The organism is Mesorhizobium sp. M1338 (assembly GCF_040318045.1).
Classification (GTDB): domain Bacteria; phylum Pseudomonadota; class Alphaproteobacteria; order Rhizobiales; family Rhizobiaceae; genus Mesorhizobium.
Map to the genome: position 1 here is coordinate 288,346 of NZ_JAMYLL010000002.1, position 14,111 is coordinate 302,456.

At 61.6% G+C, this 14,111-nt stretch carries 12 protein-coding genes; 4 read left to right on the plus strand and 8 right to left on the minus strand.

What is annotated here, in order from left to right:
- The first annotated feature begins 55 nt into the window (after positions 1-55).
- Positions 56-1,684: a caspase family protein gene (locus NKH19_RS03290; protein ID WP_352981790.1), complete on the plus strand. Its 1,629-nt coding sequence runs from the start codon at positions 56-58 to the stop codon at positions 1,682-1,684.
- A gap of 53 nt (positions 1,685-1,737) precedes the next feature.
- Here the strand turns inward: NKH19_RS03290 and NKH19_RS03295 are convergent, their stop codons facing one another.
- Positions 1,738-2,268, minus strand: coding sequence for an OmpA family protein (locus NKH19_RS03295; RefSeq protein WP_352981791.1), 531 nt, complete (start codon positions 2,266-2,268; stop codon positions 1,738-1,740).
- Positions 2,269-2,501: 233 nt separating this feature from the next.
- On the opposite strand from NKH19_RS03295, the gene NKH19_RS03300 reads away from it, so the two are divergent.
- Positions 2,502-3,035, plus strand: a complete 534-nt coding sequence (locus tag NKH19_RS03300) for a DUF6931 family protein (protein WP_352981792.1) — start codon at positions 2,502-2,504, stop codon at positions 3,033-3,035.
- Between the two features lie 52 nt (positions 3,036-3,087).
- On the opposite strand, the gene NKH19_RS03305 is transcribed toward NKH19_RS03300, so the two are convergent.
- Positions 3,088-4,332, minus strand: coding sequence for a caspase family protein (locus tag NKH19_RS03305; protein ID WP_352981793.1), 1,245 nt, complete (start codon positions 4,330-4,332; stop codon positions 3,088-3,090).
- A 7-nt stretch (positions 4,333-4,339) separates the two neighbouring features.
- Positions 4,340-5,440: an OmpA family protein gene (locus NKH19_RS03310; RefSeq protein WP_352981794.1), complete on the minus strand. Its 1,101-nt coding sequence runs from the start codon at positions 5,438-5,440 to the stop codon at positions 4,340-4,342.
- A gap of 212 nt (positions 5,441-5,652) precedes the next feature.
- Between NKH19_RS03310 and NKH19_RS03315 the strand changes: the two genes are divergently transcribed.
- Complete coding sequence (locus NKH19_RS03315) at positions 5,653-5,979, plus strand: hypothetical protein (RefSeq protein ID WP_352981795.1); 327 nt, start codon at positions 5,653-5,655, stop codon at positions 5,977-5,979.
- 347 nt (positions 5,980-6,326) lie between these two features.
- Here the strand turns inward: NKH19_RS03315 and NKH19_RS03320 are convergent, their stop codons facing one another.
- The 5 genes from NKH19_RS03320 to NKH19_RS03340 form a co-directional block, all read right to left on the minus strand.
- Positions 6,327-7,637 carry an HlyD family type I secretion periplasmic adaptor subunit gene (locus tag NKH19_RS03320; RefSeq protein WP_352981796.1) on the minus strand — a complete coding sequence of 437 codons (1,311 nt, stop codon included), beginning with the start codon at positions 7,635-7,637 and terminating at the stop codon, positions 6,327-6,329.
- Entirely contained in the window at positions 7,637-9,382 is a 1,746-nt protein-coding gene (locus tag NKH19_RS03325) for a type I secretion system permease/ATPase (protein WP_352981878.1), read from the minus strand. Before NKH19_RS03325 ends, NKH19_RS03320 begins: the two co-directional genes overlap by 1 nt.
- Before the next feature lie 780 nt (positions 9,383-10,162).
- Entirely contained in the window at positions 10,163-10,672 is a 510-nt protein-coding gene (locus NKH19_RS03330) for a hypothetical protein (RefSeq protein ID WP_352981797.1), read from the minus strand.
- Positions 10,673-11,254: 582 nt separating this feature from the next.
- Complete coding sequence (locus NKH19_RS03335) at positions 11,255-11,848, minus strand: DJ-1/PfpI family protein (RefSeq protein WP_352981798.1); 594 nt, start codon at positions 11,846-11,848, stop codon at positions 11,255-11,257.
- Between the two features lie 162 nt (positions 11,849-12,010).
- On the minus strand, positions 12,011-12,709 hold the full coding sequence (locus NKH19_RS03340; RefSeq protein ID WP_352981799.1) for a GntR family transcriptional regulator: 699 nt from the start codon (positions 12,707-12,709) through the stop codon (positions 12,011-12,013).
- Positions 12,710-12,885: 176 nt separating this feature from the next.
- Between NKH19_RS03340 and NKH19_RS03345 the strand changes: the two genes are divergently transcribed.
- Positions 12,886-14,109: an iron-containing alcohol dehydrogenase gene (locus tag NKH19_RS03345; protein ID WP_352981800.1), complete on the plus strand. Its 1,224-nt coding sequence runs from the start codon at positions 12,886-12,888 to the stop codon at positions 14,107-14,109.
- The last annotated feature ends 2 nt before the right edge of the window (positions 14,110-14,111 follow it).

The following is a 14,111-nucleotide window of genomic DNA, read 5'->3' on the forward strand; positions in this document are numbered from 1 at the left end:
AAATTTAGCATGCGCAGACATCAATAGTGCGCCCTGGTGGGCGGAGGGTTGGTCCATGAAAGCGTTCGCTGTCTTTCTGAGCGGGATTATCCTGTTTTTCCTTGCCGCGTTCGGCGCCCAGGCTGCCACGCCTGACGCCAAACGCGTCGCGCTGGTGATCGGCAACAGCAAATACGTTCATGCTGTTACCTTGCCCAACCCCGCCAACGATGCCCACCTCATCGCATCGACGTTGCGCAATGCCGGGTTCGAGGTGATCGAGGGGGTCGATCAGGACAATGCAGGCATGCACAGCCTCATCAGCCGGTTCACCGAACAATCCTACGATGCGGACCTCGCGGTCATTTTCTATGCCGGTCACGGCATGCAGGTCGACGGCAAGAACTACATGATACCGGTCGACGCCGAATTGACTTCGCCGGCCTATCTCAAGACCCGTACGATCCAGATCGACGATTTCATGGCCGCGTTGCCGCCGGACCCGGCAATTGGCGTCATCATACTCGATGCCTGCCGCGACAATCCGCTGGCAAGGACACTGGCGGCCTCGCTGCCGAAAAGCCGCTCCACCTCGTTGGGCACCGGCCTGGCGCCAGTCGAAGCAAAATCGGACGGCATTGGAACCGGCGGCCTGCTGATTGCCTATGCAACGGATCCGGGCGCCATCGCATTCGACGGCAACGGGGTCGACAGTCCTTACTCAACGGCGCTTGCCAGGCATCTGACCGAACCCGGCGTGGAAATCCAGAGCGCGCTGACGCGCGTGCGCGGCGAGGTGACCGAAACCACGCAAGGTCGCCAGAGGCCGTGGCACAACGCATCGCTGGGACGCGAGGTTTTCCTGGGAAAGCCCGCCGCGGCAGCGGCGCCTGCTACAAATCCAGTGGCCGACGCGTCGAACGCCGCGGCGGCATCGACACCTGCCCCTGTTGCCAGTGATCCTCCCTCCTGGGAAGTCGAGCAACGCCTTTGGGATGAGGCTTCTAAGCGCAATTCAATTCCGTTCTACGAGGCCTATCTCGACCAGTTTCCCAACGGCCGCTTCGCCACCGTGGCACGGCTGAACATCGACGAATTGAACGACCCGAAAGCTCAAAACCGGCAGGTCGCTGCGCTCGATACGGACCAGGCGAACGCCAGTTCCGGCTCTGCCGTGCGCACCTCGGTGGGCGTTTCGGACGAGATAAAACAAACTCCGGGTACCGAGTTGACGGAAGGTGCGATCGGCCTTGATCGCCAAGGACGTATCGACCTGCAATTGCGCATTGAAGCGTTGGGCAACGAGCTTGGCCGCATCGACGGAAACATAGGCCCGCAGACCCGCGAGGCGATCGGCATCTGGCAAGCAAAGAACGGTTTGCCGCAGACCACCTATCTGACGCGCGAGCAGCTTGCATTCCTCGTGATCCAGACAGATCCGATGATGGAAGCGGTGCGCGCCAGATATGCTGCCGATCAGGCCCGTGCGACGCAGCCGAAGCAGCAGGTGGTAAAGAAGGTCCGCACGCAGAGACAGGTGGCACAGAAACCCCGCAAGCAACAGCAGGTCGTTCAGAGGCGGCGCAATCGCGACACCGTGGTGCGGCAGGATGATCCTCCGCCGCCACAGGACAATAACGACTTCCTGACCAAGGCGCTGATCTTCGGCACCGGTGTGGCTGTGGGCGGCGTGCTCAAGAACTGACTGCCGGCGTACCAAACCCATTGGCACGGTTTCTGGCGGTACTCAGCAGCGCGCTATTGCGTCTTTATCCGCATTTCCACGCGGCGGTTGGCCGGATCGTACGGGTTAGGGCTTCGCGGATTTTTTTCGCCCATGCCGATCGGGTTGATGCGGGTGGCTTCGATACCGCTGGCCGTCAGGTAGGCTGCCACCGATTGCGCCCGTCGTTGCGACAGGCCTTCGTTGTAATGCACCGTGCCGGTGGCGTCGGTGTAACCCTCGACGACGAAACTGAAGGTGCTTAGCCGTTGGTCCTTCAGGGCCGTGGCGAACTGGTCGAGTTCACTACGCGCTGTCGCGTTGAGTTCCGCCGAATCCAGCCCGAAATTGATCAGCATATCGAGGCTGGATTTTTCTGCCGGCGCGTCTTTCGCCTTGCTCTTGCACTCCTCCTCGGTGCCGACACAAATTCCACGCGACTTGCCGAGGTCGGCGGCACCAGCAAAAAACTTCACGATGTCTTCTGATTTCTGAACCGGGTCGGCGTAAGCGTGGGTCGAGAAAAACACGACCGCCAACACAAAGGCTGAACTGCCCCACTGCATAGCGGTTACTCCTGTTTGAGCATCCGATTTCGATGGTCGTGATCATACCAAACTCCGGGGCAATTGTCTGTCGATAAACGCCAGGGGACACGGCGGTGCCGGCAGTTGTTGCAGCGTCACCGGTTGAGACTTGACCCGCGCCGCGCCTGGGGCTTGAGTGGCCAAAGCTCCTCGATGAAAGCGCGGCGGTCATGGCCAACGGGCTCCGATTCAAAACGGCACGGGATCTCTTCATGGCTTGTCCCGCTGTTGCCCGGGACATGGGAACCCTTCCAACCGAACAGCATTCGGTCGCGTTTTGCCGCGACCTGCTCGCCGGGCGCGTTCCCGAGGAAGCGATTACGTTCTGTGCCTACCTGCTTCCCGAGCGGGCCGCGGTCTGGTGGGCGCATGAATGCCTGAGCCACCTGACGGACCTGCTCCATGAGGCCGATCACGAATTGCTTGCGCATGTTCGTGACTGGGTGGGTGAACCGGACAGTCCACATCATCGGGCGACAATCGGCGTAGCCGCGGCGACACCGCCAACGACCCCGGTCGGCTGGATCGCTTTGGCCGCGGGATGGCGTGACAATGGCTCGGCCATGGCGCCGACGATAGTATCGGCCTTGCAGCCATTTCCTGCCGCCCATGCGGTCAATGCCGGTGTTCTTGCCGGGCTGGCGCGTGTCGCACTGGCGGACCGCTTTGCGGTTCTTTCCGCGTTTGTCGAAATGGGCATCCAGATGGCCGAGATCGAGGCGCTGCGCCAATCAGCGGATGCATAATAGATCAGATCATCCCGATAAACCGGATCGAGGATGCCATCACCTTACAGCCCTACTTGCAGCCACCCTGAGCCCATCTGGCGAGCGCCACCTTGAAGCGTGTTCCAAGCGGATGTTGCAGGCGCAAAACAGAGACATCGTTGGCGGCGAAATTTTTCGCCTGATCGCACAGCCGGGCCTCGTTCCATTCATGGCAGCCGTCGCAGTGCTTGCCCTCCCAAACCGACTTGTCCAATCCCTCGACCGGGCTGAACAGGGGCTTGCCCTTGATCAGCTGGGCAATGCTCTTGCCGTCGATTGCCGGATCGCCGAAATCGATCGGATGGTCGAAAAGGATCGGTGCATCCGATGCCAGTTTGGGGATTTTCTGACGCAACACGTCGAGCGCAAGCTGATCGTCGCTCTGACCTGACGCACTTGCCGCGCCGGTGTTGCGCGCGTCGGATCCGCCTTCGGTCTGAGGCGCATTCGCCTCGCCCACGATCAATGGTGCATCGAGATCAACCTTGTGCAGGACGACTTCCCTGGTCAGCGAAAGGTTGATCCAGGGACGCTGCTTGCCGGCGGTTGCATTGAAGACGTCGCTGGCAACTCTGTTCATCGCTTCGGTAATGGTGACATTGGGTGCGCCGATATGCCGGAGCAGCGCCGAGGTGAAAGGCGAATGTTCGCCCGATCCGTCAAACGCCAGTTGATTGGGACTGGCGGCGAAAACGACGAGGGTGCCGGCGCCACCATTCTCGATAGGAATCTCCGCAAGGCCGCTGCTTGCACCGTTGACGCCCCCGGTCTTGGCCAGCACCTCGGCGAGGGGATTGTCGCGGCATGCGTCGAGAAACACCAGCCTTATGCTGGTCTCGCGCGACATCTGGAGCAAGACGAAATCAACCGGCACGGCCTCGAAGTCGAGGGAGGTCTCGTCCTCCAACGCGGCGTCGACCGGAAGCAGGTAGTTCTTGCCCGAAACCTGCAAGCCGTGACCGGCGTAGAAGAACAGCGCGATATCGGCACCACGCACCTGTTTTGCGAACTGGGCGATCGTCGCCTGCGTCCGCGGCTTGGTCAGGTCGAAGCCGGAAACCACCTCGAAGTCGAGCTTCTTTAGGCGCTCGGCCATGGCCTGGGCGTCGCGCACAGGGTTGGCGAGCGGCGGCGCGTGCTCGTACTGGGAGTTGCCGAGGACAAGTGCTACGCGGCGCTCGGCACTGGCGGCCGTCAAAGTCAAAAGCAAGGCGAGCGCCGCAAGGCCGGCGGCGCGAAAGAGGCCACCGCAACGGGCGATCCGATCGCAGCTCACCGGAACCTCAGAGCTTGTTAGCGGAAAACTCGATCCGCCGATTGAGCGCCTTGTTCTTGGACGTATCATTGGCGGCAACCGGCCGCTCCTCGCCATAGCCGGTCGCTGTGATCTGGCTGCGCGGAATGCCCGCGGCAACAATGGCGTCGGCAACCGCCTGGGCCCTCCGCTCCGACAACTGCTTGTTCGCCTCCGGCGATCCATCGGAATCGGTATAACCGGAAACCTCGACCTTGAGGCTTGGGCATTTGCCGACGACACCTTCGACCTCTTCAAGCAGCGGTCGGCTCTTCGCATCGAGCCGCGCGCTGGCCGGCCGGAAGTAGATGGCGCCGGTGCGCGAAAGCACGGCGAACCTGTTCAGGCATTCCTCGTCGCTGAAGTTCGCCTTGGCGGCGTCGGTGGTGACGGGCCCCACTTCGGCCGAAGTCGCCGCGGCGGCCTGGGTGGCGGCCGGCTTGCTGCCGTCGGCGGTGAAGACGAAATCGAACGACACCGACGCGGTCGGCACGATGTTGGTCACATTGGCCGCCTGCTGTAGCTTGTCGACGTTGGGCAGCAGGCCGAAATCCTCCACATGGACAGCGACCGGAGCCTCCGAAGCGACCGACACCATGTTGTCGCTGATCATGGTGACGACGATGCTGGCCTCGAGGTCCTTGTCGACGCCGTGCAGATTGAGACGGAAAGGCAGCGTCGACTTCACCCTGCGCTTTGTCGCGAGATCGGCGAATGCGGCCGGATCCACCTTCGCCGTCAGCTCGGCCGTCGGGTACTTGAATGTCTCGAAGAACAGGAAGCGCATGCGGACATTGCGCAGATCGACACCGGTATCGACCGAATTGAGGTCGAACGTAACCTTGGCATCACCCGCCGAGCTGAGCGTGCCGGTGATGTTCCTGATCTTGTTGGTCTCGACGATCGTGTTCTTCTTGACCGACTGGTAGGTGATGACTGAAGCTGTGGGATCAAGCGTCCAGTTCGGCGCGGCGTTGGCGGCTTGCGATCCGAGCAGCAGCAAGCCGGAAAGCGCGACGATAAGGCCAAGACCTCGTGCGGCGGGGCCTTTCAGCCTCGTCTTCCACCAGAATGCGACGACTTCGAACATGGAACGCCCCTGCCCAGGACCACCGTATCGACACGACACCAAGCAGCAGCATAGAGCACTTGCGATTGCTTGGCGAGCACTCCCGAAGTCCTGGGAATGCTGGAGAACCGGCAAGGACTGGTGTCTGCCACATCGTGGCATGCTGCTCTCAACCGCAGCGGGACCTGGGCATTATGAAACAGTGTGGAAGTCAGCACTGCTATGACCAGAACATGGTCGTAGCTACCGCCAGTACTCGATGCTTGGTCAACCTCCCCAACCGCCGCTGCTGCCGCCGCCGCTGCCACTTCGAAGCCGGCCAGCCGGAACGTCTTGGATACGTCGTCGGCATCCTTGTCGGGATTCTTGAGAGCAGGGATTTCGCGATACTAAGAATTGCCGATCACCAGGGCGACCCGTCGATCGGCCGACGCGTCGAAGGTCGCAAAGGCCGCTACGAGGAAGACCGCGATAAACCCGCAAAGCCGGAGCATGGCAACTGCCTCAATTCGCTACCCGACGACCACAAGCCCCCAGGTTGCGGTATCAAGGTCCGTTGAAGAACTCACAATCCGCCGAGACGACAACAGAGTGAAAAGCCGTCGCCACAGCAGGCACCTTTCCATCCGATTGGGTCTAAATTACCTCAGAGCCGAACCATCCGCAATGAGTGTCAAACTGCGTCCGGGTCCGACGCACTTGCGTATCTTCATTCAGTGAGTCGGAAGGCCTCGTCTTGGAATTGCAAAAGACAGGACGAGCGGCGATTCTATGCCGAACCGCCGGGAACGAGAACGTCGGGGAACAATTCGTCGGCCTGGACATCGGTCCAGACTGACCTGCGGCATAGCAAACAGGCGTCGATGCCACTTCTCCGATGCCCTCGCCCTGAGCCACCCTACGACCGTCACTCTTCCCTGAAAGCCCGCTGGATCTGATCGGCCAGCGGCTTTACGAGGTAGGAAAGCATGGTGCGGCTGCCGGTCGAAAAGAACACTTCGACCGGCATTCCAGGTGCCAGGGTCAGCCCTTTCAGCCTGGTGAGCTCCGTGCGCGGCAGGATGACATGCACGGTATAGAAACCCACGCCGCTTCGCTCGTCGATGCTGAGGTCCGCGGCGATCTTGCTGACCGTGCCATTCAGTTCCGGCGTTACGCGCTGATTGAATGCCGACAGCCGCAGGGTCGCGCTCTGTCCGGGCATCAGTTGATCGATGTCCTGGGGCGCCACGCGCGCTTCGACCGTCAACGCGTCCGCCACCGGGACAATCAGCGTGACCAACTCGCCCGGGGAGATAACGCCGCCGACCGTGTGCACACCGAGCTGATGGACCACGCCAGTCTGCGGGCTGCGTATGTCGATGCGCTTCAGCTGATCTTCGGCCGAGACCTTGCGCTCGACGAATTCGGAAATCTTTCCCTGAACGTCACGCAGCTCGGTGGCAACCTCGCTGCGCAAATCCTGGTCGACCTGGATGATCTGCAGCCGGGTTTCCGCAATGCGGCCCTTGGCCTGGGCGATGGATGCGGTCAGTTGTCCGTGTTCGCCTTCGAGCCGGACCGCGTCACGCTCCAGCGCCGTCATGCGGTCGATCGAGACGAGCTTCTTGAGCCAGAGCGTCCGAATGCTTTCGAGTTCGGTGCCGATCAGCTTGATTTCCTGGCTCTTGGCCGCCCGCTGCTCGGTCAGACCGGACGACTCTTCGGAAAGCTGCGCGATGCGCTCTTCCAGCTGGGCCTTCTGGCCGGCGCGTGCCTGCCGGCGAAATTCGAACAGCGACTCCTCGCCGGCCATGGCGCGCGCGACGACGGCGTCATCCTGCCGTGAGATCAGCGAGGACGGAAAGACGATGCTGTCGTGGCCGTCGCGCTCGGCTTCGAGCCGGGTCAGGCGCGCGTCGAATTCGTCAAGCCCCTTGGTGACGATCGCCAGATTGGCCCGGGTCACGGTCTCGTCCAGACGGACCAGAACCTGGCCTGCTCGCACGAGGTCGCCTTCCCGCACCAGGATTTCGCCGACGACGCCACCGGTTGGATGCTGGACCTTCTTGACGTTGGAATCGACAACCAGCTTTCCCGAAGCAATGACGGCTCCCGAAAGCTCGGTGACGGCGGCCAGGCTTCCTGCGCCTCCGACAAGAAGAATGCAGGCCGCAACGCCGCCAAGCAGGTAGCGTCGAATGGTCCGGTCAATCGTGAATGCCGTGCCCTGCGCCATCAGGATGCAGTCTCCTCAGGCCCGGACACGACCTTCAAGGGAACTCCGCTCGAACGGGTTACCTTGTTCAGGACTTCGCTCTTCGGTCCGAAGGCCTGGACGCGGCCGTTTGCCATCACCAGCACCTGATCGAGGCTTGCGAGAGCGCTCGGCCGATGCGCCACGACCACGGCGATGCCGCCGCGCGCGCGAACCCCCTGGATGGCTTCCGTCAGCGCCGCTTCGCCCTCGGCATCGAGATTGGAATTAGGCTCGTCGAGGATGACGAGGAAGGGATCGCCATAGAGAGCCCGCGCGAGCGCTACCCTCTGCCTCTGACCAGCCGACAGCGCCGACCCGGCCTCGCCGATCCGTGTCTCGTAGCCCTCCGGCAAATGCACGACGAGATCGTGAACACCGGCCGCCCGGGCCGCCGCCAGTATCTTGTCCGAAGCGGCCCGAGGCTCGAAACGCGCGATGTTTTCGGCGATGGTGCCATCGAACAGCTGCACATCCTGCGGCAGATAGCCGATATGACTGCCCAGCTCTTCCGGCGACCACTGGTCGAGCGTTGCTCCGTCCAGCCTGACGGTCCCACGCATGGGCAGCCATATGCCAGCAATCGCGCGCACCAGCGACGACTTGCCCGAAGCGCTCGGGCCGACGATGCCGAGCCCGGCGCCCTTCTCAAGCGCGAAGCTGGCGTCCTGGACGACAAAGCGGCGTTCCCCCGGCGGCGTGACGCTGATGGCTTCGACCTTAAGAGCGGAGGTCGGCGCCGGCAGGTCTACGCTGGTTGCGGTTTCGGGAAGCAGTGCCAACAACTGGGTCAGCCTGGCCCAGGCCTGGCGGGCATTGACGAAGCCTTTCCAGTGCGCGATCGCCAATTCGATCGGCGCCAGCGCCCGGCCCATCATGATCGAGCTGGCGATCATGATGCCGCCCGTCGCCTCCTGATGGATGACGAGCCAGGCGCCGATCGCCAGTATGCCCGATTGCAGCATCATGCGCAGGATCTTCGAGACCGTTCCCAGCGTGCCGGCCAGATCGCTGGCTTTCGCGTTGGTGCTGAGATAGTCGGCGTTGATACCGGACCAGCGCTCGGCGATGCGTGAGCCAAAACCCATCGCCTGCAGAACCTCGACATTGCGGCGCGTCGCCTCCGCAAGTGTGTTGCGCGCGGCCGCCTGGCTGTTGGCTTTTTTGGCGGGCTCGCGCGTGCGGGCCTCGGCAAACAAGGTCAGGCCGAACAGAATGACGGCGCCGGCCAGAGCCGTCATCCCGATCCAGAAATGGAACAGGAAACATATGCCGAGGTAGAGCGGCATCCACGGCAGGTCGAAAAGAGCCGTCGGTCCGACGCTCGACAGAAACGACCGCACCTGGTCGAGATCGCGCAGCGACTGCAAGCCGTCGCCCGCCAGCTTGGTGCGCAAAGGCAAGCGCATGAGGGCGGCATAGATCTGGCCGCTCATGCGCGCGTCGAGTGCCATGCCGATGCGCACCAGCAGGCGCGACCGGATGAGCTCGAGCACGCCCTGGAAGACGAACAGCGTGCCGGCAAACACCACAAGCCCGACGAGCGTCGGCACGCTGCGGCCGGGAATGACGCGATCATAGACCTGCAGCATGAAGAACGAGCCGGTCAGCGCCAGGATGTTGACGACGCCGCTCATCACCGCGATGCCGGAAAAGGCGCGGCGAAACGAAGCCAGAACCGCCGCGAGGGTCGTTCGCGGCGGCTCTGATGGAGGGGACTGCGGCATCGCGTTCAAGTGCATTCCAGTTCGGACATCAAGCTGCGATGGACTGGAAATCGTCCTGGTGCAGGTTCGCCAAAAGCGACGTTCATCAGGGTTCGAGCAAACGGCACGCCAGTTCCGGCCCGCTCAACCCTGACACAGATAAGATCAACACTGCCAAGCGTGGCGCGCCCGATACCATGAGATTCCCCGCCGCTTTTCTGGGTTGAGGCGATCGCCGCACTACCCCCGCAAGCAAAATCGCTAACACGTCCTTGATGGCCTGTTAAGAGCCCGCGAAGAAACGGGTTAAGAAAGTCTTCGCTCTATTCATAAGAAGAATCTTATTTACACTTTTATGTATTGTACATGTATGGACAAGACTCATTTCGGCACGATCAAACCAGACAACCCCCAACCGAGCCAAGTATTATGCCGCCTGCCGTCCGCACGGCTATTGGCGACCCCAAGGGCAGCGGTCTGCCGGATGTTCATGCCGAAGGCTGCAGGGCGACTCCAACCTGCCTGGCAGTGGTGACCGAACTTGGCGAACGGCTGCAGGCCCTCAAGACAACAAAAGCTGTGACGAATCGGCCTGCCGCGCCTTCGCGAATATCCGCATCACCTCGGCATTGTAGAAAGCCTCGGCCGAGAATCAGCCGGGGTGGCGGGAGGCTGGTTGTGACGGCACTCAACGCGCAGGTTCTGGATTTCTTCGACTGGTGGCTCGATGAACTGCGAGGGGTCTGGATTCGGCTTGCCAGCTTGCCACAAACGACCAGTTAGATTTAGATGATTCTTTGATCATTGCTTAATGAACGTGCCGGTGTAGGTCTGGTCGGCAAGCGTAACGGTTCCGGCCAAGGTTCCCTCCGGCAGCATAACAAGACTGACGTCCGCGCCATTCGGTAGGCGCCCAAGTTTCAATGTCCTGCCCAATATTTTTCCAGCGCCGGCTGCCTCCCCCGGATTGTTGTCGCCCAGATTTCCCCACGCAAAGGTGACTGTCACTTGGCCATTCGGAGAAATCGTCTGCACAGCGACTTTGGCTTCAGACGTCCCCTCCAATCGTCCAGCCCACATGCCCGAAAATGCAGCGTACTTTGTCGGAACGCTCTTCGCAGGGGGAGTGATCGTCACGGATTGATCCACGATTGCCGAGTCAGGAGGAACCGTGCCGGGATCCAAGGCGGGTAGAGGAGGAACGGTAACAGCATCCGACGCAGGCTCGAGAGTGGCGGATTGGGGCACTGCGGGAGCCGACTGGCAAGCGGCCAGGGCAAGAGCCAGGAAACCCAGCATCATGTTCCGCATCAAGTTCTCCACCTCGTTCCCAAGCTATCGGTGGCGCCCAGACCCACCGAATTGCACGTCATTCCACGCCACAGCCCGAGGGGATACCGCCGAGTATTCGTTATTGCTCGCAGGCCTCTCACTCACGCTCGACGTTTCAATCCATGATAACCAATTGATTTCGAAAGGCGATCTATTTTCGTTCGGCACAGATACCGCCGAACATACCGTAAAAGTCCCGTCAATCCGGCAACCACTCGACAGCGCCCCTCCTTGGAATTCACGGGCAAAGCGGCATGACCTCGGGCATTTACCCAAACGTCCAAGATGAGAAATCCCGTGTAGCAGCCGCCTGCTAACAGCGACCCGAATTTCGGCGCTATGTGATATGGAGGACATGCAGGTCAAAAGACTCGGGCAGAACCGCTCGACCATCGTTCGCCTTGCCGACCAGATCAGTGGCGGCGGCTATTCGGCTTCCAGGAAGCCACGCCAGCAACCCAAAGGCGCAAGGCCTGACATCCATGTTGGCGGCAGCGCGGCAAGCGTGGCCGAAGCGAGGCCACCGACGCGCCCCCTCTGGAATGCGTCGGGATCAAAGACTTACGCGTGGCGGATTTCCGTTCCCAGCACCTTCAGGCATTCGCGGATGAACGCCGCAAGTGCCGTCCACCCCTTGGCTGAAACCATCGTCCCGTCCACATAGGCATCGGTGGGAGACAGATCGATGTAGGTGCCACCGGCAAGCGTCACCTCCGGCTCACAAGCCGCGAGCGCAGCCACCTTCTTGCCACGAACGACGCCGTCGACCGCGATCAAAATCTGAACGCCGTGGCAGATCGTGAAGATCGGCTTCTTGGTCTCGTGGAAATGACGCACCATCGCCTGCACGCGCTTGTCGGTGCGGATGTATTCGGGGCCACGGCCGCCGGCGCAGTACACAGCGTCGTATTGGCTCAACTGCTTCTCAGCGTCGGAAAAGGTCTTGTTGATCAGCGCATTGTGACCGGGCTTTTCGGTATAGGTCTGATCGCCCTCAAAATCATGCAGCGATGTCTTGATCATGTCTCCGGCGTTTTTGTCGGGGCACACGACATGAACGGTGTGCCCCACCGCTTCCATCGCCTGCTGATAGACGAAGATTTCATATTCTTCGGTGAACTCACCGGTCAGCATCAGGATCTTCTTGCTTGGCATGGCTCTTCCTCTCGGCTTGTCTGGGGGCGAGGTGCACTTCGCGCCTCGCCTCCTCGGGATCGAAATCGGGTCAGAACGGGGAGTCGGGGAAACATTCCTTGGCGTTGGCCTCGATAATCAGCGGCGCGTCGAGCTTGACGGTGCTCAGGCGACTCGCAATGGCTACTCGAATGCAGGCAGGAGCCGGTCCCGCGAATTCTCGATGTGGGCGCGCATGGCTTTTTCGGCGGCGTCCGGATCGCCCGCGGAGAAGGCAGCGAGAATAGCCTCGTGCTCGTCGAGCGCCTCTTCGGTCACCCGCGAGTGATACATCAAGCGGAAGATATGGAAGTGGGTATGCTGATGGTTCAGCGTCTCGCGAATGAGCTCGTTCTGGGCGAACTCGGCGATCTTGTCGTGGAAGATCGCGTCCTGACGGGCGAAGTTCGAATAGCGCAGGCGTTCGTCTTTCCCCACCCGCCGGGCCATGACGCCTGCCGTCTCCCGCAGCACGGCAAGGCGCTCGTCGTCCAGTGTGGCGGTGGCCTTGGCCGCGGCGGCAGGCTCAAGCAGAAGGCGGAGCTCGTAGAGCTCGTCAAAGCGCCGCCGGGTGATTTGCGAGGCGGCCCGATAGCCGATCAGATGGGTCTTCAACACCAGGCCCTCACCCTCCAACCGGCCAAGCGCTTCACGAATGGGGGTATGCGAAACGTTGAATTCCTTGACGAGATTGTCGACGGTGATCCGCGATCCCGGAGCAATTCTCAAAGACATCAGTTGCGCGAAGATTGCCTCGTAGACGTCGCCAGCCAGGCTGTTGGCGCGCTGGATGCGGCCGGTCGCGCGGGCCTCATTGTCGACCGTCAGGTCCGTGTTCTGCATTGTTTTGCCCCTTGACAGAAGCACTCACTAACACGATGCTCCGCACAATTCAATACTATATCCTATACGATTTTATATGAGGGACATCGCATGAGAATGACCCGTAGCGTCGAGGCCGGTCTCTGGAACGAAGCTGATCCTCTTGGCTCCCAATCCATCTTCGAAGGATCATGCGCATGAGCTTGTTCGCAGCGGCACGCTTGCCGCGCGAGATCCTGTTCGGCAAAGGCCAGCGCCATGCGCTGCCTGCCGTTGCCGCCAAATATGGGCGGCGCGCATTCGTCTGTACCGATGAGCGTTTCGCGGCGACATCGCAGTTCGCCGAAATTCTTGCTGGCTTGCACAGCGCGGCGATAGACACGCTGGTCTACGACCGAACGCTGCCGGATGTGCCCCGCGACAGCGTCGCCGCCTGCATTGCGGAGGCGAAGGATTTCAAGCCGGACATGGTAATCGGAATCGGCGGCGGCAGCTGCCTCGACATGGCCAAGTGCGCCGCGCTTCTGCTCAGCCATGGCGGCAGGCTCGAGGATTACTATGGCGAGTTCAAGGTACCGGGCCCTGCCCTTCCCGTGATCGCAGTGCCGACAACGGCCGGGACAGGCTCCGAGGTGACCCCCGTCGCCGTGATCTCCGATCCGGATCGGACGCTGAAAGTGGGCATTGCGAGTCCTCATCTCATCGCCGCCGTGGCGCTTTGCGATCCGGACCTGACGGCGACCTGTCCACCGTCCCTGACGGCGATCGCCGGCGCCGACGCGCTGACGCATGCAATCGAGGCTTTCACGGCGGCCAAACGTGGTGTCGATCCCAATTTGCCGCAACAGCACGTCTTCATCGGCAAGAGCGCTCTGACCGATCATTTCGCGCTTCTGGCTATCAGGCTGCTGGGCCGCGGTCTGGAAAAGACATATCGGGACGGATCGGACGAGACGGCGCGCGCCGACGTCATGATGGGAGCGCTGGCCGCCGGTTGCGCCTTCGGCACGGCGGGAACGGCGGCCGCCCATGCGGTGCAGTATCCCGTCGGCGCGCTCACCCACACTCCGCATGGCCTGGGCGTCGCCACCATGCTGCCATATGTGATGAGCTACAACCTTCCCGCCGCGGCCGCGGAGATTGCCGAAGTCGGCACCGCTCTCGGCCTTTCCCACCAGGGCGATGCCGACGCATTGGCGCACGCCACCATCCGGGAGGTGAGCCGGCTGTTTGGCGCCATCGGCATCACACCGACACTGGCCGAACTGGGTCTTCCAGAAGACAAGATCGACTGGACGGCTGAGCAGGCGCTCGGCATCGACCGGTTGATCAAGAACAATCCGCGTCCCTTCGACCTCGCCACGATGCGACGACTGGTCAGGGCGGCTTATGACGGCGACATGTCCGCCACTATGATGTGATC

Coding starts and splice junctions, on each gene's coding strand:
- NKH19_RS03325 (WP_352981878.1), bottom strand. CDS start 9,382: ATGCCGCAGTCCCCTCCATCAGAGCCGCCGCGAACGACCCTCGCGGCG.
- NKH19_RS03315 (WP_352981795.1), top strand. CDS start 5,653: ATGGTCGTAGCTACCGCCAGTACTCGATGCTTGGTCAACCTCCCCAAC.
- NKH19_RS03310 (WP_352981794.1), bottom strand. CDS start 5,440: ATGTTCGAAGTCGTCGCATTCTGGTGGAAGACGAGGCTGAAAGGCCCC.
- NKH19_RS03290 (WP_352981790.1), top strand. CDS start 56: ATGAAAGCGTTCGCTGTCTTTCTGAGCGGGATTATCCTGTTTTTCCTT.
- NKH19_RS03295 (WP_352981791.1), bottom strand. CDS start 2,268: ATGCAGTGGGGCAGTTCAGCCTTTGTGTTGGCGGTCGTGTTTTTCTCG.
- NKH19_RS03300 (WP_352981792.1), top strand. CDS start 2,502: ATGGCTTGTCCCGCTGTTGCCCGGGACATGGGAACCCTTCCAACCGAA.
- NKH19_RS03335 (WP_352981798.1), bottom strand. CDS start 11,848: ATGCCAAGCAAGAAGATCCTGATGCTGACCGGTGAGTTCACCGAAGAA.
- NKH19_RS03345 (WP_352981800.1), top strand. CDS start 12,886: ATGAGCTTGTTCGCAGCGGCACGCTTGCCGCGCGAGATCCTGTTCGGC.
- NKH19_RS03320 (WP_352981796.1), bottom strand. CDS start 7,637: ATGGCGCAGGGCACGGCATTCACGATTGACCGGACCATTCGACGCTAC.
- NKH19_RS03330 (WP_352981797.1), bottom strand. CDS start 10,672: ATGCGGAACATGATGCTGGGTTTCCTGGCTCTTGCCCTGGCCGCTTGC.
- NKH19_RS03340 (WP_352981799.1), bottom strand. CDS start 12,709: ATGCAGAACACGGACCTGACGGTCGACAATGAGGCCCGCGCGACCGGC.